The following is a 20436-nucleotide window of genomic DNA, read 5'->3' on the forward strand; positions in this document are numbered from 1 at the left end:
ACCATTTTCTTCTTCTGTTAAGAGCACCCTGAAAACTTTTTCAGGGTGCTATTTTTATGTCAAAAGGAGAGATAAGGATGAACCATCTACTAACAATGAATGAGTTATCGATTGAAGACATTCATTTTATATTGAGAAAAGCAGAAGAGTTTAAAAGCGGAAAGCAAGATGAGATCTTTCAACAAAAGTTGATCGCGAATTTATTTTTTGAGCCAAGTACGAGAACAAGGTTCAGCTTTGAAGCTGCAGAACACAGACTTGGCATGAAACCTATAAACGTAGAAGTGAACGGTTCCTCTGTACAAAAAGGAGAGACACTTTACGATACGTTACGAACGCTAGAGGAAATAGGCGTGGAAGCCTTTGTTATCAGGCATCCTGAAGATCGCTATTTCGATGGCTTAGCTGAAAAAATAAATGTGCCGATCATAAACGCTGGCGATGGCTGTGGCAATCACCCGACTCAATCTTTGTTAGACCTACTAACGATTCAACAAGAGTTTATCGTACTACAGGGATTAACGGTTGTAATCGTTGGGGACATTCTACATAGCCGTGTAGCTCGCTCGAACGCAGAAGTTCTTCGAAAAATGGGAGCAAGAGTATTATTTTCTGGACCAGAAGAATGGTTCGTAGATGAATGGAAAGAAGACTTCATCCCAATAGATGAGGCAATCCAACAAGCTGATGCTCTTATGATGCTCAGAATACAACACGAAAGACATAGCGCATCTATGCGTCTCTCGAAAGAAGATTACCATCTGCATTATGGATTAACGGTTGAACGTGAAAAAAGGATGAAAGCACACAGCATTATCATGCACCCAGCACCTGTAAATCGAGGAGTAGAACTAGCAGATGAACTTGTAGAGTGTGAACGCTCCAGAATATTTAAGCAAGTACAGAATGGTGTGTTTATCCGAATGGCGGTATTGAGATGGGCATTGAATACGAATCAGGAGGCTATTAACGATGAGCTACTTATTAAAAAACGCTAGAATCCTAGACGGAAACAACAATCTTGTGCAAACAGATATCTTAATTGTAGATAACAAAATCCAAAAGGTAGAGAAAGATATTGCGACTAAGAATCATGAAGTGCTAGATGTAGCAGGAAAATTAGTAACACCGGGATTTGTAGATCTTCATGTTCACTTAAGAGAACCAGGTGGCGAACATAAAGAGACGATCGCATCAGGTACAAAAGCAGCCATAAAAGGTGGATATACAACACTTGCTGCGATGCCAAACACGAGACCTGTACCAGATAGCAAAGAAACTTTAGCGCTCGTACAAAGTAAGATCAGTGACACAGCAAACTGCAGAGTACTTCCTTACGCATCGATCACAACAAGGCAGATCGGAAGTGAGCTGACCGACTTTGAAACGCTCCTAGCGGGTGGCGCATTCGCTTTTACCGATGATGGTGTAGGAGTCCAATCAGCGGGTATGATGCTTAACGCGATGAAGGAAGCAAATCGCTATGGAGCTGTCATCGTAGCACATTGTGAAGACAACACCCTCCTTCCTAAAGGAGGAGCTTTCCATGAAGGTGAGTTTACAAAGAAGGAAAATTTGCCGGGAATTCCATCTGTTAGTGAATCTGTTCACATCGCACGTGATGTGCTACTCGCAGAAGCAGCAGATGCTAGATATCATGTTTGTCACGTGAGTACGAAAGAGTCTGTCCGAGTCATACGAGATGCGAAATCTGCAGGAATTAAAGTGACTGCAGAAGTTACACCACATCATTTGATCTTAAGTGATAAAGACATTAAGAAGAACGATACACATTATAAAATGAACCCGCCTTTAAGAAGTGAAGCTGATCGAGAGGCTTTAATTGAGGGACTAAAAGATGGCACGCTTGATTTCATCGCAACGGATCATGCTCCACACAGTGCAGAAGAGAAAGCACAGAATGTTGAACTTGCACCTTTTGGAATCGTAGGTCTTGAAACAGCTTTTCCTCTGCTATATACAGAGCTAGTTGTGAAAAAGAAGCTATTCACGCTGCAAGAACTTGTAGATAAGATGACGAAGAAGCCTTCTGAAAGCTTTAATCTGCCATATGGCACACTTGAAGAAGGTTCACTTGCAGATCTTACAATCATCGACCTAGAAAAAGAAGAAACAATCCATGCTAAGGATTTTGTATCTAAAGGAAAGAATACACCGTTTGACGGCTGGAACTGTATCGGTTGGCCGGTTGCGACCATATTTGATGGAAAACTTGTTTATCAACGAGAGGAGAGCTTAGTATGAAACGCTACTTAATTTTAGAAGATGGAACGATTTTTAACGGATTGGCTTTTGGTTCACAACGTGAATCAAGTGGTGAGGTAGTATTCACAACAAGTATGACAGGATATCAAGAAGTGATGACAGATCCATCATACTGTGACCAGATTATCTGCTTCACGTATCCATTAGTAGGAAATTATGGAATCAACCGTTCAGATTATGAATCGATCCGTCCCGCAACGAGTGGAATCATTGTGAATGAACATGCTGAGTTTCCAAACCATCATGAAGGCATGCAATCACTAAGCAGCTGGCTGACAGCGAAAGATATTCCTGGTTTATATGGTATTGATACACGTAAACTTACAAGAAAAATCCGACAGCACGGAACGTTAAAAGGCAGAATGACAAATTCTATTGAAAATGCTGAAGAAATAATAAAGAACTTGAATGCCGAAGAGCGAATAACGAATCAAGTGACAAAAGTATCAACAAAAACACCATATCACTTACCAAACAGTGGTCATAGAGTAGTAGTCGTAGATTTTGGGGTAAAAAGCGGAATGTTACGCGAGTTGTCGAGAAGATTATGTGATGTGATCGTTGTTCCACACAACACATCTGCAGCAGATATTATCCGTCTTCAGCCTGATGGTGTGCTCTTGAGCAACGGACCTGGAGATCCAAAAGATGTTCACTCAGCAATTACGATGATTCAAGAGCTTTTAAAAAATAACATCCCGATCTTAGGAATCTGCTTAGGTCATCAACTGTTAGCTCTTGCTTGTGGTGCTGATACTGAAAAGTTGAAGTTTGGACACCGAGGATCGAACCATCCAGTAAAAGACCTTGAGACTGGAAAAATTGCGCTCACTTCTCAAAACCATGGTTATGCCGTAACAGAAGCATCTCTACAAAATTCAGAGCTCGTTCTAACACACAAAGCTGTTAACGATGGAACGGTGGAAGGGTTGAAACATAAAGTAAAACCAGCGTTTTCGATTCAATATCATCCAGAAGCTTCACCTGGACCACAAGACTCGAATCCGATCTTTGATGACTTCATGAACATGATAAAAACAACGAAGAAAGAAGGTTTGATGCAATATGCCTAAACGACATGACATCCGTAAAATTCTAGTGATTGGTTCTGGACCAATCGTAATTGGACAAGCTGCAGAATTTGATTATGCAGGGACACAGGCTTGCCAAGCTTTAAAAGAAGAAGGGTATGAAGTTGTACTTGTAAACTCTAATCCTGCGACGATCATGACAGATCCTAATATGGCAGATAAAGTGTATATCGAACCTTTAACTCTTGAGTTTGTATCTCGCATCATACGTCAAGAACGTCCAGATGGACTGTTAGCAACATTAGGTGGACAGACAGGTCTAAATCTAGCTGTTGAACTTTTTAACTCAGGCGTTCTAGAAGAATACAACGTGGAACTATTAGGTACTAAACTTCCTTCGATTCAACAAGCTGAAGATCGTGATTTATTTAGAGAATTGATGAGAGAGTTGAACGAGCCAGTTCCTGAAAGTGCAATCGTTCATAATATGGAAGAAGCAAGAGCATTCGTTAACGAGAACGGCTATCCGGTAATCATACGTCCTGCGTTTACACTTGGTGGGACAGGTGGCGGAATCGTAACAAATGAAGAAGAGTTCTTAGAGATCACACCATCTGGCTTACACGCGAGTCCAGTAGGACAAGTATTGATCGAAAAAAGTATCGCAGGATTCAAAGAGATCGAATATGAAGTGATGCGAGATAAGAACGATACGGCAATCGTTGTGTGTAACATGGAAAACATCGACCCGGTAGGAATTCACACGGGTGATTCCATCGTCGTAGCACCAAGCCAAACACTTACAGATAGAGACTATCAGCTTTTACGAAACGCCTCTTTAAGAATTATTAGAGCGCTAAAAATTGAAGGTGGTTGTAACGTACAGCTCGCTCTAGATCCTGAAAGCTCACAATATTATGTGATCGAAGTAAACCCGCGTGTTAGCCGTTCATCTGCTCTTGCGTCTAAAGCGACAGGATATCCGATCGCGAAGCTAGCAGCAAAAATCGCAGTAGGTTACACACTCGATGAGATCAAAAACCCAGTGACTGGAACTACTTATGCATGTTTTGAACCAGCACTAGATTATATCGTTTCAAAGATTCCAAGATGGCCGTTTGATAAGTTCGAAGGAGCGAACCGTAAGCTTGGTACTCAGATGAAAGCTACGGGAGAAGTGATGGCGATCGGGCGTAACTTCGAAGAGTCCCTTTTAAAAGCGGTACGATCTCTTGAAATTTCGGCTTTCCATCTTGATGTGAAAGAGAAAAACTTAACAGAATCTGAAGTACAAGAAAAAATCTTGAGAGCTGATGATGAAAGACTGTTCTACATCGCTGAAGCCCTAAGAATGGGAATTACAGTAGAACAGATACACGAATGGACAAAGATTGACTATTTCTTCTTAGAAAAGCTTCACGGCATCATTCTTTTAGAGAAACGAGTAAAAGAACGTAAGAAAGATTCAGTCATTTTAAAGAAAGCAAAAGAAAAAGGATTCAGCGATCGTTGGATTGCAGAAGCCTGGGAAATGGACGAGTATGATCTGTATCAATTCCGTTTGAACGAGAGGATTAAGCCTGTTTTCAAAATGGTAGATACGTGTGCTGCTGAGTTTGAGTCAGCTACACCTTATTATTACGGAACGTATGCGGAAGAAGATGAATCGATCATAACAGATAAAAAGAGTGTGGTCGTTTTAGGATCTGGTCCGATCAGAATCGGGCAAGGTATTGAGTTTGATTATGCGACCGTGCATACAGTGTGGGCCATTCAAGAAGCTGGGTATGAAGCGATTATCATCAATAACAATCCAGAAACGGTTTCTACAGACTTTAGCATGTCAGACAAGCTTTATTTTGAACCGCTGACGGTAGAAGACGTGATGCATGTAATCGATCATGAGAAGCCAGAAGGAGTTATCGTACAATTTGGTGGACAAACAGCGATCAACTTATCAGAAGAGCTTGAAAGAAGAGGAATTAAGATTCTCGGTACATCACTAGACAGCATGGACTTAGCTGAAGACAGAGAGCGATTTGAACAAGTGATGAAACAACTAGAGATTCCGCAACCGGCTGGAAAAACGGCGTTCTCCGTTAAGGATGCTGTGACCATCGCTAATTCAATCGGTTATCCTGTCCTCGTTCGTCCATCATACGTGCTTGGTGGAAGAGCCATGGAGATCGTATACCAAGAAAGTGAACTTCTTCAGTATATGGAGAACGCAGCTAAAGTAAATCCGGATCACCCGGTATTAGTCGATCGATATCTTGAAGGAAAAGAGATCGAAGTAGATGCGATCTCAGACGGTAAAGATGTATTTATTCCTGGAATGATGGAGCATATTGAGCGTGCAGGTGTTCACTCTGGAGACTCAATAGCCGTTTATCCTCCTCAAACGCTGCCTGAAGAGATCAAGCAGAAGATCATTGACAGAACAATTTCAATCGCAAAAGGTTTAAAAATCATCGGGCTTTTGAACATCCAGTTCGTTTGGCACAAGAATGAAGTGTATGTACTTGAAGTAAATCCCCGCTCAAGCCGTACAGTACCATTCTTAAGTAAGATCACAGGTGTCCCGATGGCGAACGTTGCTACGAAAGTCATTCTAGGTGAAGATCTAGTAAGTCAAGGATACGAAACGGGTTATCAGAAAGAAGCAGATGAGGTTTCAGTAAAGGTTCCTGTGTTCTCGTTCGCTAAACTACGTCGAGTGGATACGTATTTAGGACCTGAGATGAAATCAACGGGTGAAGTGATGGGAAGAGATAAGAACCTTCAAAAAGCACTTTATAAGGGTTTGATCGCTTCAGGTATGAAAATTCCAACACACGGTACGGTACTCTTTACAGTAGCAGATAAAGATAAAGAAGAAGCGCTAGAGATGGTGAAGAGGTTTTACGAGATCGGTTATACGATTATGGCAACAGAAGGAACGGCAAACATCATTGAACAAGAAGGAATCCCAGTTGATGTTGTTGGTAAGATCGGATCAGAAGGAAGAAATCTCCTAGATGTGATCCGTAAAGGTGAAGCACAATTTGTAGTGAACACATTAACAAAAGGAAAGATTCCGGCAAGAGACGGATTCCGAATTCGAAGAGAATGCGCAGAGAACGGAGTGGTATGCTTGACTAACTTAGATACTTCAGTCGCTTTATTAGAAGTGCTTGAGTCTATCTCTTTCTCAGCACACGCTCTGTCAGCATTCACTAAAAAAGATAAGGTGCTCGTATGAAAAAGCATTTATTGAACGTTGCATCTAACATAGAGATCGCGAGAAACATATTTGAGATGAAACTGACTGGCCCTGGTGTAGGTACTATGACTACACCTGGTCAGTTTCTCCATGTCTCTGTAGGAAATCATTCTTCAAAACTATTACGCCGACCACTTTCGATCTGTGATGTAGATCTCGATCGCAAAGAAGTAACACTCTTGTATCGTGCACAAGGAGAAGGTACGAAACAGCTCAGTCATAAAACAATGGGTGAAGTGGTAGATGTATTAGGTCCGCTAGGTAACGGGTTTGAACTCGCTGAAAATGATCCTAACAGAAAGGCGCTACTCATCGGCGGAGGGATCGGTGTGCCGCCCCTGTATTACCTTGGCAAACATCTCAAGAGTAAAGGAATAGAAGTTACATTTATTCTAGGTTATCAATCGATTGAAGACAGCTTTTACATTGAAAAGTTTAATGAGATCGGTGAAACCATCGTGACAACTGTTGATGGATCACTTGGGATAAAAGGTTTTGTAACAGACGCGATGATGGACGTTATGAAAGATGAACCCGTCATCTACTCTGTCGGACCAGCAATCATGCTAAAAGCGGTAGAAGAAAGAGCAGGCGGCCTTCGAGGATATCTCTCATTAGAAGAACGGATGGGTTGTGGAATCGGAGCATGTTTTGCCTGTGTATGTCCAACAGATACGAGAGAATCAGGATATGTAAAAATTTGTAGTGATGGACCGGTGTTTAAGATGGGGGAGGTTGTACTATGAGTAGGTTGCATGTTTCATTACCAGGATTAAATATGAAAAACCCTATTCTTCCTGCATCAGGCTGTTTTGGATTCGGAAAAGAGTATGCCAAGTGGTATGACTTAAGTGTACTTGGAGGTATTACGATAAAAGCAGCTACTCTTGAAGGACGTTTTGGCAATCCTACCCCTCGAGTGGCTGAAACAGAGAGCGGAATGCTAAATGCTATAGGGCTTCAGAACCCAGGCGTACAGAAAATTCTAGAGAATGAAATTCCAGTGTTGGAACCTTTTAATATCCCGATCTTAGCGAATATTGCGGGTTCAACAGAAGAAGAGTATATCGAAGTGACAAGGCAGATCTCCTCCTCGCCTCAAGTGTCTGCAGTAGAGCTCAATATTTCGTGTCCAAACGTGAAAGAAGGCGGAATTCAATTTGGCACACATTACAAATCTGCAGCAGATCTGACAAGAAAAGTGAAAGCCGTATCTGAAAAACCCGTTTATGTGAAGCTTTCGCCCAATATCTCTAACATTGTTGAGATGGCACAAGCAGTAGAAGAAGCAGGCGCTGATGGTCTTTCGATGATCAATACACTAGTTGGTATGAAGCTCGATTGGAGAACAGGTCATCCAATATTGGCAAATAAGACGGGCGGACTTTCAGGGCCAGCCATCAAACCTGTAGCCATTCGGATGATCTATGAAGTAAGTCAAAAGATATCGCTTCCGATTATCGGTATGGGTGGAGTTAGTACAGCTGAGGATGTTCTTGAAATGATGTCTGCTGGTGCATCAGCTGTTGCAGTCGGTACTGCAAACTTTGTAAATCCTTATGTTTGTCCTGAAATCATCGAGCAACTTCCTAAGCTGTTAGATGAAATTGGTGTAGAAAATATTAGTGAGATGACAGGAAGGAGTACAAAGCAATGGAAAACCCCGTTATCATCGCGTTAGATTTCAAGAATGCAGATCAAGCTAAATCCTTTTTATCAAGCTTTGAAGGACAGTCTCCTTATGTGAAAGTTGGTATGGAGCTTTTTTATGCGGAAGGACCTTCTTTTATCAAATGGCTAAAAGAAAAAAACTTTCGCATCTTCTTAGATTTAAAACTACATGATATTCCGACTACTGTTCATAAAGCCATGAAGGTCCTAGGTGGACTGAACATTGACATGGTGAATGTTCATGCAGCAGGCGGAATTCAAATGATGAGAGCTGCAAAAGAAGGTCTATTGGCAGCAGGTGCCAACCATACAAAATTGATTGCGGTCACCCAGCTTACAAGTACAACAGAAAAGGTATTGAACGAAGAACTCTTGATCAAGAATGTGGATATGAAAGACTGTGTAACTCATTATTCAGATCTTGCTAAAAAAGCAGGATTAGATGGTGTCGTTTGTTCTGTCCAAGAAGCTATGAAGATTAAGGAAGTTTGTGGAAAGGCCTTTTTGACTGTGACGCCTGGCATTCGTCCGAGCGGCGCTGATACACATGACCAAGCTCGAGTTGCGACACCAAAAGAAGCAGCGTTAAAAGGTTCGGATTATATGGTGATCGGCAGAAGTATCACTCAATCAGAAACACCCGTTACAACGTATTCTGAAATATTAAATGAATGGAGAGATAGTCATGAAAACAACAACTTCCCAACATTTGCTTAACATTGAGGCTGTAACTCTTTCACCAGAAAATCCATACACATGGTCTTCTGGAATGAAGTCTCCCATTTATTGCGATAACCGTTTAATAATTGCGTATCCAGAGATTCGTAAACAAGTAGCAGGAGAGCTATCCGCGTTAATAGAGATGCATTACCCAGAAGCTGATCTTATCGCTGGAACCGCAACAGCAGGTATTCCTCATGCTGCTTTTGTAGCTGATCAGATGAATTTACCGATGTGTTACGTACGGTCGAGTGCAAAAGCTCATGGGAAAACGAATCAGATTGAAGGGTTAACGAATAAAAGCAAGAAGGCAGTAGTCGTTGAAGATCTGATCTCAACTGGCAAAAGTTCGATTCAATCGGTACTTGCTCTTCGTGAAGCAGGAATCGAAGTACTCGGTGTTGTAGCCATCTTTAGTTATGGTTTGAAAAAGGCAGATATAGCACTTGGTGAGTTGGATATTCCTTTTCAAACCGTAACAAACTTTAGTACATTAATAGAGGAAGCACAAGAAAGCGGAAAGATAAGTGACCAAGGGCTTTCTTTGTTAAAAGAATGGCAACAAGATCCAGAACATTGGGGAGCTGCCTCTTTTTCCAAATAGTGTTACGTAAGGAGAATACATCTTGAGAAAAATGAACGGTGAAGAATTTGATGAACTTGTTTCCTTTTTTGACAGCATGGCAAGGACGACTTGGCTGAAAAAAGTTCATGATCGTTTAAAAGAAGTAACAGGGTCATGGATTGAAAAAGACGTTCTAGATGTGGGATGCGGAACGGGAAGATTGCTGTTGCGTGGAGCTGAGGAAGCAAATAGGCTTGTCGGCGTGGATCTGTCTTCAGAGATGGTCAAGGCTAGCATTCAGCAGTTCTTTTATCATGAGTTAAGTGGCAAGAGTGAGTTTATTGTTGCGGATGCAGAAAATCTTCCTTTTGGGGATCAGTCGTTTCATCTTGCTCTATCAACTTGTGTGATGTTTTTATTGCCTGGTCCAGCTAAAGGTATCAGCGAGGTTCATCGTGTTCTAAAAGATGATGGTCAAATCGTCATGTTGAACCCAAGCGGAAAAATGAGTCAAGAAAACGCTGTTTCTTACGCAAAGGAGCATGACATTTCAGGGTTCGAACGGACAGCACTTTTAAAATGGTCTAATGTGAGTACGAGAAGACATCGCTATTCAACAGATGAAATGACAGAATTACTCCACAACCTAAAATTTACTGAGGTTCAACATCATGAAGTGTTAGGTGGCTTAGCCATTATCAGTAAAGCAAAAAAAGCGCAGAACAGCTAAAAGTTAAGCTGATCTGCGTTTTTAATTTGGACTTCCGTAAGCATCCAAGCCCTTAGTATCTTTGAAATGGCCCTATACAGGTGCAACAGTAGGGAGAACGTATGATTTAACCGCCCTAAATGACCTTCAAAAATAAGAATCTGTCCAATTGAGTGGGGAATCTGTCCAATTGCTTATATAATTTGTCCGATTGGGGCCACAATCTGTCCAATCTTAAATTTAATCTGTCCAATTCAGCAATTAATCTGTCCAATCTCGGATTCTTTAGCGTAAATCAACCACTGTCTAATTCTACAAAGCCTTACAAGATCGCTTACTTTTTTAACCGGAAAACAAGATCTTCATCCGGTGTCACGAAAAGCGTCTGCTGATTATCATAAATAACAAATCCAGGCTTTGCCCCATTAGGCTTCTTCACATGTTTTACTAACGTAAAGTCAACTGGAACCGAACTCGAATTTTTTGCTTTACTGAAAAACCCTGCCAAAACAGCTGCTTCTTTAATAGCTGTTTCACTCGGACTCGACGAACGGATCAAAACATGAGAACCTGGAATGTCCTTCGTATGAAGCCATGTCTCATTTGCTCTTGATAACTTAAAGGTCAGATAGTCGTTCTGTTTATTGTTCTTACCGACTAAGATTTCTGTTCCGTCAGTAGATGTAAACTTTTCAGGCTGAGGCGTCTTGTTTTGTTTCTTTTTGTTCTTGCTTTGTCTATGTTTTAAATACCCGCCTTCACCGAGCTCTTCTCTAATTTCTTCAACATCTTTCATGGATGCTGAATCCATCTGAACGATCAGACGTTCAAAATAGAGCAGTTCATTCTTTGCTTTTTCGATCTGATCTTTAATAATAGAAACCGATTTTTTTAGTTTCGCATATTTTTTAAAATAGCTTTGCGCATTATCAGCAGGTGATTTAAGTGGATCAAGTGTAATTTTCACAAGTGGTTGATCTTCAGTGAAGTAATCTTCTACCTCAACTTCATGATCGCCCTTTTTAGCCAAATACATATAAGCGGTGAGAAGTTCACCCTTTCGTTGATACTCCTCGGCATTATGAGTTTGTTCAAGTTCTTTTTCTAATTTTCCTATCTTTTTCTTAATCTTGTCATATTCGTTCGAAAGATATTTCTCAAGATCGTTTGCTTGTTGTTTGATTCGATCACGATCCGCTTTTCCATAAAAATACCGATCGAGCATATGACTGACTGTATCAAATGATCGGCTCTCACCCGTCACATGATGCAGGGAAAGAACTGAGAAATACTCTTTCTTATCGTTTACAATCATTTGAGGTTCATATTCTTGAGCTGATAACTGCTTCATCACACTGAAAAAGACGTCCGCCACTTCGTTCTTAACGGAAAGTCCTGCTCTGTGCACGATTTCTTTTGCGATTAGAGGAGAGAATCCGCTGAACCTGGATACGAGTTGCTTATCCAGTTTTCCTTCGTTCCAAGAAATCTTTGAAACAAATTCATCCGTATTTGTCACTGTAAAAGGATCTGTTTTTTCTTGTGCTGGAGGCATGATGTACTCAAACCCTGGCAGAATGGTTCGGTGTCTATTTTGAAAACTAGGAATGTGCTTGATACTGTCAACGATTCTCTGCGATTTTTGGTCGACAAGAATAATGTTGCTGTGTCTTCCCATGATTTCTATATAAAGTACTTTTGTCGTTTCGTCCCCGATTTCATCTCTATTTTTAACCGTGATCGTTATGATTCTCTCAAGATCGAGCTGTTCGATTTTTTCAATAAATGCGCCTTCTAAATGTTTTCTAAGAAGCATACAGAACATAGGAGGAGTATCTGGATTCTCATACGTATGTTCAGTAAGATGCACTCTTGCAAAAGAAGGATTTGCTGATAATAACAGTTTATGATTTTTTCCGTTTGCTCGGATTGTAAATACAAGATCTGTCTTATGTGGCTGATAAACTTTGGAGATGCGTCCTGAAGTAAGTGTGTTTTGTAATTCAGTTGTTATGGCACGTGTCATTATTCCGTCAAAACTCATGTTATGGTCACCTCTTATTTCTGATTCATAGTATAGCATTTTTGCGGACATGCCTGCATATAAATGCTATTAACTAATCTTATCAGAGGTGGAAGCTATGAATTGGTACCAGCTGCCGCAAGACGAAATTGAATCCATTCTTAACAGCAGGATGGAAGAAGGGCTCTCAAAAAGTGAGCAAGAACGAAGGTTAAAGTTAGATGGACCGAATCAGCTAGAAGAAGGAAAGAAGCAGTCTGCCATTTTGATGTTCCTTGCACAATTCAAAGACTTCATGGTCCTGGTCCTCTTAGCGGCTACATTGTTATCCGGTTTCTTAGGAGAATATTTAGACGCGATCGCCATCATATTAATCGTGGTGATGAACGGTGTTCTAGGGTTTATACAAGAGCGAAAAGCCGAGAAATCCTTAGCTTCTCTTAAAGAACTTTCAGCACCCAGTGCGCAGGTGCTAAGAGAAGGCAGATGGGTATCTATCGCTGCAAAAGACGTCGTTACAGGCGATGTAATAAAAGTAAAAAGTGGCGATCGTGTGGGAGCAGATATTAGACTTCTAAAAACATCAGGATTACAGATCGAGGAATCAGCTCTAACGGGTGAGTCTGTTCCTGCACAAAAACACAACAACATCATTTCTAATGAAGACTTAAACCTCGGTGATCAAGAGAACATGGCGTTCATGGGCACGATGGTCACTAGAGGAACAGGACAAGGTATAGTTGTAGCAACAGGTATGAAAACGGAGATGGGCAAGATCGCGCATTTAATACAAACAGCTGAAAATATGGCAACGCCTCTACAGATGAAACTTGAACAGCTTGGAAAAATTTTGATTGTTCTCGCGTTATTGTTAACGGTGTTGGTTGTATTAGCAGGTGTTATGCAAGGACATGATCTCTATAGCATGATCTTAGCAGGTGTGTCCCTAGCTGTTGCTGCCATTCCGGAAGGACTTCCAGCTATCGTTACGATTGCACTAGCGTTAGGTGTTCAAAAAATGATCCGAAAACGAGCGATTGTTCGGAAGCTGCCGTCTGTAGAAACATTAGGATGTGCAACTGTCATCTGCTCTGATAAAACGGGCACACTCACTCAAAATAAGATGACGGTTACACGTATCTGGTCTCAAGGCAGACAGTGGAGTGTAAATGAAGAAGGCTTTGAAGTAATTGGTGGCGGTATTCAAGAAAACAATAAACGAGAAGATAAACTCACAGAAGTATTGGCATATGCAGCTCTTTGTAACAATGCCACGATAGAAGAAGGGAAGAAAGGCTCGTTATTAGAAGTTGGTGATCCGACCGAAACCGCATTACTTGTTAGTGCTTATAAAGCAGGAATCACGAAAGAATCATTGAGTGAACAATTTTCGATTCAGCATGAGTTTCCATTCGACTCTACACGTAAGATGATGAGCGTTGTTGTAAGAGATACAGAAGGGAATCAGATGCTCGTAGTTAAAGGAGCACCAGATGTCCTTCTTGAGAAAAGTGATTATATTGTGTGGGATGATAAGAAACAGTTGATCAAACAAGCTCATAAAGAAAGAATAAAAGAAGCGATCTATGCTCTCGGCAGCCAGGCATTGCGTACGATTGCAGTTGCGATCCGACCTTTAAAAGACGGCGAGCACTACTCACAAGCTTCTTTTGCAGAAAGAAGTCTTACATTTATCGGATTACAGGGAATGATGGACCCGCCACGCCCTGAAGTTGAACAAAGTATTAGAGATTGCCAGACTGCTGGCATCAAAACGGTGATGATAACGGGAGATCACGTAGTAACTGCAGCGAGTATCGCAAAAAAATTAAACATGCTGCCTACTGGTGGAAGAGTGATGGAAGGTGCTGAGCTTGCACAATTAAGCGATGATGAATTGGACAAAGTTTCAGAAGATGTGTACGTTTACGCTCGGGTTTCTCCAGAGCACAAGTTAAAAATCGTAAAGTCTCTTCAGCGAAGAGGTCACGTTGTAGCAATGACAGGTGATGGCGTAAATGATGCGCCAGCGATCAAGTCTGCAAATATCGGTATTGCAATGGGTATAACCGGAACCGACGTTGCGAAAGAAGCATCCTCTCTTGTACTTGGTGATGACAATTTTGCTACGATTCGTTCGGCGATTGAAGAAGGAAGAAACATCTATGAAAATATAAGAAAGTTTATTCGGTATCTTCTAGCATCCAATGTTGGTGAGATCTTGGTTATGCTATTTGCGATGATCATGGGATTACCACTTCCTTTAGTTCCGATTCAAATTCTTTGGGTTAACTTGGTTACAGATGGTTTGCCGGCAATGGCACTAGGTGTTGATCAGGCAGAGGAAGACGTAATGAGAAGAAAACCTAGGCAAGCAAAAGAAGGAGTCTTCTCTAGAGGATTAGGGTGGAAGATCGTTTCAAGGGGATTTTTAATCGGTGGAGCAACAATACTTGCGTTCTGGGTTACATTAAAAGAAAATCCAGATCAACTGATCGTCGCGCAATCCGTAGCCTTTGCAACACTTGTTATGGCACAGCTGATCCACGTGTTTGATTGCAGAAGTGAGCGCTCTGTTTTTCATCGAAATCCGTTTCAGAATGGTTACTTAGTCTTGGCGGTTATTTCATCTATTCTATTGTTACTAGTCGTTATGTACGTAGAACCTTTGCAAGATATATTCCATACGGTGCCGCTTTCTATAAGACAATGGCTACTTGTTCTTGGTATGGCTTCTATTCCAACATTTGCTCTAGCAGGTTTTCAGTTGTTTAAAAAAGAAACAAGATAAACAAATAAAGCTGGTTCCCATATGTTCGGGTACCAGCTTCTATTATTTTTTAGGAACAAGTGAGTATTAAGTGCTCGTCCAGCGGCTGTGAAGCACGCTGGACGAGCGATTCTAGACTTTTATGAGCGATTCTAGACTTTTATGAGCGATTCTAGACTTTTATGAGCGATTCTAGACTTTTATGAGCGATTCTAGACTTTTATGAGCGATTCTAGACTTTTATGAGCGATTCTAGACTTTTATGAGCGATTCTAGACTTTTATGAGCGATTCTAGACTTTTATGAGCGATTCTAGACATCAGTCAAAATCAGAAGCTGTACAAGGTCTAAGATGAAGCTTTCAACTTTTTTACGTGATTTCCTTAAAAATAGGGAAATTAGTTTAGATTTCAGGATTTATGTGCTAAAATATAAGAACATGTGTACAGTTTTTCACAATATCGTACAATTAGCGTATGACCCGTTATTCCATTTGGCTAGAATAGTAGCAGGTTAGGGGCGTTTAGAGATGAAATTAATTAACATTGGGTACGGAAATATTGTTGCTGCTCACCGAATCATTGCGGTAGTCAGTCCTGAATCTGCACCGATTAAACGATTAATCACGGTCGCACGAGAAAAAAACATGCTGATTGATGCTACATATGGCCGCAGAACGAGAGCGGTTGTTGTGACTGACAGTGATCATGTTATCTTGTCAGCTGTTCAGCCTGAAACAGTAGCTCACAGACTGATGTCAGTTGATGAGGGCTCAGAAGAAAGTTAGGTTGTGGAGGTTTTTATGGAAAAAGAAAGAGGCATTCTGTTTGTTCTTTCCGGTCCGTCAGGTGTTGGAAAAGGAACTGTATGTAAAGCGCTTCGTGAACAAAAGCTGGACATTCAATATTCCGTTTCAGCAACGACAAGAAAGCCGCGTGAAGGCGAACGGCATGGGGTAGAATACTTCTTTAAAACAAAAGAAGAGTTCCTAGATATGATTGAAAACAAACAGCTGCTCGAGTGGGCAGAATATGTTGGGAATTATTATGGAACACCGATTGAATATGTAAATAGTACGCTTGATGAAGGTAAAGACGTTATCTTAGAGATCGAGGTACAAGGTGCACTTCAAGTGAAAAATATTTTTCCAGAAGGTGTGTTCATCTTTTTAACACCGCCAAGTCTGGATGAACTTAGAAGTCGTATTGTTGGACGCGGAACTGAGACGGAAGATTTGATCAACAACCGCATGTCTGTAGCTAAGGAAGAAATCGAACTCATGAGACATTATGACTATTCAGTTGTGAATGATGAGATCGATGCTGCTTGCAATCGAATCAAAGCGATTATTACCACTGAGCATTGCCGTGTGGACCGAGTTCGTCCAAAATACGAAAAAATTTTAGGAGATGACAAATAATGCTATATCCATCCATCGATTCTCTTATGGAAAAGATAGATTCAAAATACTCACTAGTAACTCTTAGTTCTAAGCGTGCTAGAGAGATCCAAAAATACGATAATCAACAGATCGCAAAACCTGTATCACACAAGTTTGTCGGTAAAGCACTTGAAGAAATTCAATCCGGTGTATTGATGAAAGTCGGAGAAACACCAGAAGATTAATAGAACAAGCGAAAAAATATACAACCTTGACTAAAGGTTGTTATTTTTTTGTTCTCAATAGGTTTCAATTCATTTTTTTAATACATACAAATGCTGTAAAATAGAGTTAGCATATTCAAGTCAAGAGCGGCGGAAGGGGTTTATTATGGAAAAGAAGAAAATATTGCTAGCTGTTTCAGGTGGAATAGCTGCATATAAAGCGGCAACAGTAGCAAGCAGATTATTTCAAAATGGATACGAAGTAAAAGTGATCCTGACACAATCTGCACAAAAGTTCATCACACCACTTACCTTTCAAACGCTGACTAGAGAAGAAGTATATACAGATACGTTTGAAGAAAAAGATCCTGCAGTTGTTAGTCATATTGACCTTGCAGACTGGGCAGATCTTGTTTTGATCGCTCCAGCGACAGCGAACTCTATCGGTAAACTAGCTAACGGAATCGCAGATGATATGCTCACAACAACCTTGCTTGCAACAAAAGCAGACGTTCTGATCGCACCTGCGATGAATGTGAACATGTTCAACCACCCTGCGGTTATGAAAAACATGGAAACTTTAGCTTCATTCGGATGGCGTTTCATTGAACCGAACGAAGGTCTTTTAGCATGCGGGTGGATCGGTAAAGGAAGACTCGCTGAACCTGAAGAATTGATAGAATCTGTTCATGCTTATTTTAATGAAAAAAAGACTGAAGATATGCCGTTGACTGGGAAGAAAATACTTGTAACAGCTGGTCCAACGAGAGAGGAATTGGATCCTGTTCGTTACTTTACAAACCACTCTTCAGGCAAGATGGGTTATGCGATAGCATCAGTAGCCAAAAAACTAGGTGCTGATGTGACACTTGTTACAGGACCAACCTCATTGCCTGAACCTCAAGGTATTACGATCGAAAAAATTATTTCGACAAAAGATATGTATGAAGCAACAATGTCTCGTTATCATGAACAAGATGTTGTTATTAAATGTGCAGCGGTAGCGGATTACACACCTGTAACGGTTCATTCAAATAAATTTAAAAAGAAAAACGATCTCTGGACCATCGAGATGAAAAAGACGGTTGATATCCTGCAGTCCCTTGGCGAAAAAAAAGAGCATCAAGTATTAGTAGGATTTGCGGCTGAGACGGAAAATCTTGAGAACTATGCAAAAGATAAGATGATTCGTAAAAACCTAGATATGGTTGTAGGAAATGATGTGTCGAAAGAAGGCTCTGGTTTTGGAAGTGACACAAACGAGATCATCATGATAAAGAAGGATGGATCTAAGAAGGTACTGCCGATTCTGACAAAGGAAAATGCAGCACATGAAATATTAATAGAAGTTATGGAATTGATGAAAAGATGATTGCAGCAGTCGTAGTTGACGTACCTTCTGGAAGTGTAAACAAAACCTTTGACTATAAAATTCCAGCTGTTTGGGAAAAGTGGGCAGAACCGGGAATGCGTGTGATTGTACCGTTTGGGCCGAGAAAGCTTCAAGGTTTTATCTTAGAGGTGAAATCAACGTCTACGGTAAAAGGGATGAAAAATATTACGGAGATTCTGGACCCATTACCAGTATTAACGTCTGAACTGATTAACTTAGGAAGATGGCTTGCTGAAAATACGCTTAGTTTTTACATTACGGCTTATCAAGCCATGTTGCCAGCTGCGATGAAAGCCACTTATGAGAAGTCATTTCAAGTGATGAAACCTGATAAACTCCCGGATTCGATCCATCCTCTTCTTGCAGGCAACAACGAGATTACTGTAAGTGATGTGACAAAATCGAATCCTGATCTGTTACCGCTTTTGCAGTCGTTGGCGAAAGAAGGAATACTTGATGTTGTTTATAAAGTGAAGAATAAAGCAAACAAAAAGAAGCAAAAGTTCGTTTCTATCAGAGATCGAGCTTTAACGGAAGATCAGATTCAAAAGTTGAATAAAAACGCTGAAAAACAAAAGGCGATTTTATTAGAACTCTTACATCGGCCAGATGGAGAGTACTCGCTGCAGGAAATTTTAAATGAAACAGGAGCTACTCTTTCAACAGCACAAGCACTATCTAAAAAAGGTATTCTTTCTATTGAAGAAAAAGAGGTTTATCGTGATCCGTTCCAAGGACGTACTATGAAACGAACACAGCCTCTACTATTAACAGAAAATCAAGGTGAGGCGATTAAGCCGATTCTTCATGCTATTGAGAACAATGAACATGAAACGGTCCTTCTCCATGGTGTTACGGGAAGTGGAAAAACAGAGATCTATCTGCAGTCTATCCAAAATGTACTGGATAAAGGAAAAGAAGCTATCGTACTCGTACCTGAGATCTCTTTAACACCGCAGATGGTAAACCGCTTTAAAGGTCGTTTCGGTAGTGCGGTTGCGGTTCTTCATAGCGGATTATCGATTGGAGAAAAATACGATGAATGGCGAAAGATTCTTAGAAAAGAAGTTTCTGTCGTTGTAGGAGCGAGGTCCGCGATCTTTGCTCCGTTCCAAAACTTAGGAATCGTTATTATCGATGAAGAACATGAAACAAGCTATAAACAAGAAGATCACCCTCGCTATCATGCACGAGATGTGGCGATATGGAGAGGGAACTATCATTCGTGTCCAATCGTACTGGGAAGCGCGACTCCGGCACTTGAGACATATGCAAGAGCTCAAAAAGGACGGTATCAATTAGCGGAGCTAGCTAATCGCGTACATGCTAATCCGATGCCGGAAGTCACGATAATAGATATGAGAGAAGAACTAAAGAACGGGAACCGCTCTATGTTTTCTCTTGCGTTGATGGAGAAGCTGAAGAGCGGACTTCAAAAAGGAGAACAGTCGGTATTGTTCTTGAACCGAAGAGGCTATGCTTCTTTTATTCTTTGTAGAGATTGTGGCTATGTAGCACAATGTCCTCATTGTGACATTTCTTTAACCTATCATAAGCGTTTTGGTGAATTAAAATGCCACTATTGCGGTTATAAAGAGAGTACACCTTCTGTTTGTCCGAGTTGTACTTCCGAACATATCCGTTTTTTTGGAACAGGAACTCAGAAAGTGGAAGAAGAACTTGCAAAAGTCCTTCCTGAAGCACGTGTGATTCGGATGGATGTTGATACGACTTCAAAAAAAGGCAGCCATGAAAAGCTGCTAACCGCTTTTGAAAATGGTGAAGCTGATATCTTACTCGGTACTCAGATGATCGCAAAAGGTTTAGATTTTCCAAAAGTAACATTAGTAGGTGTATTGGCTGCCGATACGATGCTTCATCTTCCAGACTTTAGAGCTTCAGAAAAAACCTTTCAGCTTCTTACACAAGTGAGTGGACGTGCAGGCAGACACGAACTTGAGGGAAAGGTGATCGTACAAGGGTATGATACACAGCATTACAGCATTCAACTTGCATCCAAGCATGATTATCACACCTTTTATAACCATGAGATGCAAACGCGGAAACTGCATCAATATCCACCGTTTTATTATTTAGGATTGTTAACGTTCAGTCATCTCGACCTCATGCAAGTTGTTGAAGCAAGTGAGAAAGCAGCAACATACCTATCGAAGAGGTTGTCACGAGATAGTCTGCTTCTTGGACCTGTAACTTCACCCATTGCACGTGTGAAGGATAGATATCGATATCAGGTCATGATAAAATACAAAAATGAGCCGGAGCTAAGAACCTGGTTTGAAGAGATTATTGCTCATTTCCAAAAAGATAAAGAGATCAAAGATCTTCAGATAACGGGTGATTTAAACGCCCAAACACTTATGTAACGAGTTAAGGAGATACA

The 20436-nt window shown here is 40.8% G+C and carries 16 protein-coding genes; 15 read left to right on the forward strand and 1 reads right to left on the reverse strand.

Going from position 1 to position 20436, the window contains the following annotated elements; genetic code table 11:
* Positions 1-77 precede the first annotated feature (77 nt).
* Genes ABE65_RS08280 through ABE65_RS08320 form a run of 9 tightly spaced genes read left to right on the forward strand, consistent with a single transcriptional unit; the run spans position 78 to position 10265 of the window.
* Positions 78-998 carry an aspartate carbamoyltransferase catalytic subunit gene (locus tag ABE65_RS08280; RefSeq protein WP_066393502.1) on the forward strand — a complete coding sequence of 307 codons (921 nt, stop codon included), beginning with the start codon at positions 78-80 and terminating at the stop codon, positions 996-998.
* On the forward strand, positions 973-2265 hold the full coding sequence (locus ABE65_RS08285) for a dihydroorotase (RefSeq protein WP_066393504.1): 1293 nt from the start codon (positions 973-975) through the stop codon (positions 2263-2265). Before ABE65_RS08280 ends, ABE65_RS08285 begins: the two co-directional genes overlap by 26 nt.
* A complete protein-coding gene (locus ABE65_RS08290) occupies positions 2262-3359 on the forward strand; it encodes a carbamoyl phosphate synthase small subunit (protein ID WP_066393506.1) in 1098 nt (365 codons plus the stop codon). The genes ABE65_RS08285 and ABE65_RS08290 overlap by 4 nt, the downstream gene beginning before the upstream one ends.
* The gene (gene carB / locus ABE65_RS08295) at positions 3352-6558 is read left to right on the forward strand and encodes a carbamoyl-phosphate synthase large subunit (RefSeq protein WP_066393508.1); all 3207 of its coding nucleotides are present in this window, start codon (positions 3352-3354) and stop codon (positions 6556-6558) included. Before ABE65_RS08290 ends, carB begins: the two co-directional genes overlap by 8 nt.
* Positions 6555-7325 carry a dihydroorotate dehydrogenase electron transfer subunit gene (locus tag ABE65_RS08300; RefSeq protein ID WP_066393511.1) on the forward strand — a complete coding sequence of 257 codons (771 nt, stop codon included), beginning with the start codon at positions 6555-6557 and terminating at the stop codon, positions 7323-7325. The genes carB and ABE65_RS08300 overlap by 4 nt, the downstream gene beginning before the upstream one ends.
* Positions 7322-8260 carry a dihydroorotate dehydrogenase gene (locus ABE65_RS08305; RefSeq protein ID WP_066393514.1) on the forward strand — a complete coding sequence of 313 codons (939 nt, stop codon included), beginning with the start codon at positions 7322-7324 and terminating at the stop codon, positions 8258-8260. The genes ABE65_RS08300 and ABE65_RS08305 overlap by 4 nt, the downstream gene beginning before the upstream one ends.
* Entirely contained in the window at positions 8233-8967 is a 735-nt protein-coding gene (gene pyrF / locus ABE65_RS08310; RefSeq protein WP_066393516.1) for an orotidine-5'-phosphate decarboxylase, read from the forward strand. The genes ABE65_RS08305 and pyrF overlap by 28 nt, the downstream gene beginning before the upstream one ends.
* Positions 8936-9574: an orotate phosphoribosyltransferase gene (pyrE, locus tag ABE65_RS08315; protein WP_066393518.1), complete on the forward strand. Its 639-nt coding sequence runs from the start codon at positions 8936-8938 to the stop codon at positions 9572-9574. The genes pyrF and pyrE overlap by 32 nt, the downstream gene beginning before the upstream one ends.
* Positions 9575-9605: 31 nt before the next feature.
* The gene (locus ABE65_RS08320) at positions 9606-10265 is read left to right on the forward strand and encodes a class I SAM-dependent methyltransferase (protein WP_231887897.1); all 660 of its coding nucleotides are present in this window, start codon (positions 9606-9608) and stop codon (positions 10263-10265) included.
* Between the two features lie 313 nt (positions 10266-10578).
* On the opposite strand, the gene ABE65_RS08325 is transcribed toward ABE65_RS08320, so the two are convergent.
* A complete protein-coding gene (locus tag ABE65_RS08325) occupies positions 10579-12288 on the reverse strand; it encodes an Rqc2 family fibronectin-binding protein (RefSeq protein ID WP_066393524.1) in 1710 nt (569 codons plus the stop codon).
* Positions 12289-12385: 97 nt separating this feature from the next.
* On the opposite strand from ABE65_RS08325, the gene ABE65_RS08330 reads away from it, so the two are divergent.
* The 6 genes from ABE65_RS08330 (at position 12386) to priA (ending at position 20419) form a co-directional block, all read left to right on the forward strand.
* Positions 12386-15058 carry a calcium-translocating P-type ATPase, SERCA-type gene (locus tag ABE65_RS08330; RefSeq protein WP_066393530.1) on the forward strand — a complete coding sequence of 891 codons (2673 nt, stop codon included), beginning with the start codon at positions 12386-12388 and terminating at the stop codon, positions 15056-15058.
* A 508-nt stretch (positions 15059-15566) separates the two neighbouring features.
* Complete coding sequence (remA, locus tag ABE65_RS08335; RefSeq protein ID WP_066240628.1) at positions 15567-15824, forward strand: extracellular matrix/biofilm regulator RemA; 258 nt, start codon at positions 15567-15569, stop codon at positions 15822-15824.
* Positions 15825-15839: 15 nt separating this feature from the next.
* The gene (gene gmk / locus ABE65_RS08340) at positions 15840-16457 is read left to right on the forward strand and encodes a guanylate kinase (RefSeq protein WP_066393532.1); all 618 of its coding nucleotides are present in this window, start codon (positions 15840-15842) and stop codon (positions 16455-16457) included.
* Positions 16457-16663 carry a DNA-directed RNA polymerase subunit omega gene (gene rpoZ, locus ABE65_RS08345; protein WP_066393535.1) on the forward strand — a complete coding sequence of 69 codons (207 nt, stop codon included), beginning with the start codon at positions 16457-16459 and terminating at the stop codon, positions 16661-16663. The genes gmk and rpoZ overlap by 1 nt, the downstream gene beginning before the upstream one ends.
* Positions 16664-16805: 142 nt before the next feature.
* Positions 16806-18014: a bifunctional phosphopantothenoylcysteine decarboxylase/phosphopantothenate--cysteine ligase CoaBC gene (coaBC, locus tag ABE65_RS08350; protein WP_066393537.1), complete on the forward strand. Its 1209-nt coding sequence runs from the start codon at positions 16806-16808 to the stop codon at positions 18012-18014.
* A complete protein-coding gene (gene priA, locus ABE65_RS08355; protein ID WP_066393539.1) occupies positions 18011-20419 on the forward strand; it encodes a primosomal protein N' in 2409 nt (802 codons plus the stop codon). The genes coaBC and priA overlap by 4 nt, the downstream gene beginning before the upstream one ends.
* Positions 20420-20436 lie beyond the last annotated feature (17 nt).

Origin of the sequence: Fictibacillus phosphorivorans (genome assembly GCF_001629705.1) — a bacterium.
Classification (GTDB): Bacteria; Bacillota; Bacilli; order Bacillales; family Fictibacillaceae; genus Fictibacillus; species Fictibacillus phosphorivorans_A.

Bases quoted from the DNA above. Each gene is read 5' to 3' on its own strand.
- pyrE (WP_066393518.1), top strand. From the start codon at position 8,936: ATGAAAACAACAACTTCCCAACATTTGCTTAACATTGAGGCTGTAACT.
- gmk (WP_066393532.1), top strand. From the start codon at position 15,840: ATGGAAAAAGAAAGAGGCATTCTGTTTGTTCTTTCCGGTCCGTCAGGT.
- ABE65_RS08325 (WP_066393524.1), bottom strand. From the start codon at position 12,288: ATGAGTTTTGACGGAATAATGACACGTGCCATAACAACTGAATTACAA.
- priA (WP_066393539.1), top strand. From the start codon at position 18,011: ATGATTGCAGCAGTCGTAGTTGACGTACCTTCTGGAAGTGTAAACAAA.
- remA (WP_066240628.1), top strand. From the start codon at position 15,567: ATGAAATTAATTAACATTGGGTACGGAAATATTGTTGCTGCTCACCGA.
- ABE65_RS08290 (WP_066393506.1), top strand. From the start codon at position 2,262: ATGAAACGCTACTTAATTTTAGAAGATGGAACGATTTTTAACGGATTG.
- ABE65_RS08330 (WP_066393530.1), top strand. From the start codon at position 12,386: ATGAATTGGTACCAGCTGCCGCAAGACGAAATTGAATCCATTCTTAAC.
- pyrF (WP_066393516.1), top strand. From the start codon at position 8,233: ATGGAAAACCCCGTTATCATCGCGTTAGATTTCAAGAATGCAGATCAA.
- ABE65_RS08300 (WP_066393511.1), top strand. From the start codon at position 6,555: ATGAAAAAGCATTTATTGAACGTTGCATCTAACATAGAGATCGCGAGA.
- rpoZ (WP_066393535.1), top strand. From the start codon at position 16,457: ATGCTATATCCATCCATCGATTCTCTTATGGAAAAGATAGATTCAAAA.
- ABE65_RS08280 (WP_066393502.1), top strand. From the start codon at position 78: ATGAACCATCTACTAACAATGAATGAGTTATCGATTGAAGACATTCAT.
- ABE65_RS08305 (WP_066393514.1), top strand. From the start codon at position 7,322: ATGAGTAGGTTGCATGTTTCATTACCAGGATTAAATATGAAAAACCCT.
- carB (WP_066393508.1), top strand. From the start codon at position 3,352: ATGCCTAAACGACATGACATCCGTAAAATTCTAGTGATTGGTTCTGGA.
- ABE65_RS08285 (WP_066393504.1), top strand. From the start codon at position 973: ATGAGCTACTTATTAAAAAACGCTAGAATCCTAGACGGAAACAACAAT.
- ABE65_RS08320 (WP_231887897.1), top strand. From the start codon at position 9,606: ATGAACGGTGAAGAATTTGATGAACTTGTTTCCTTTTTTGACAGCATG.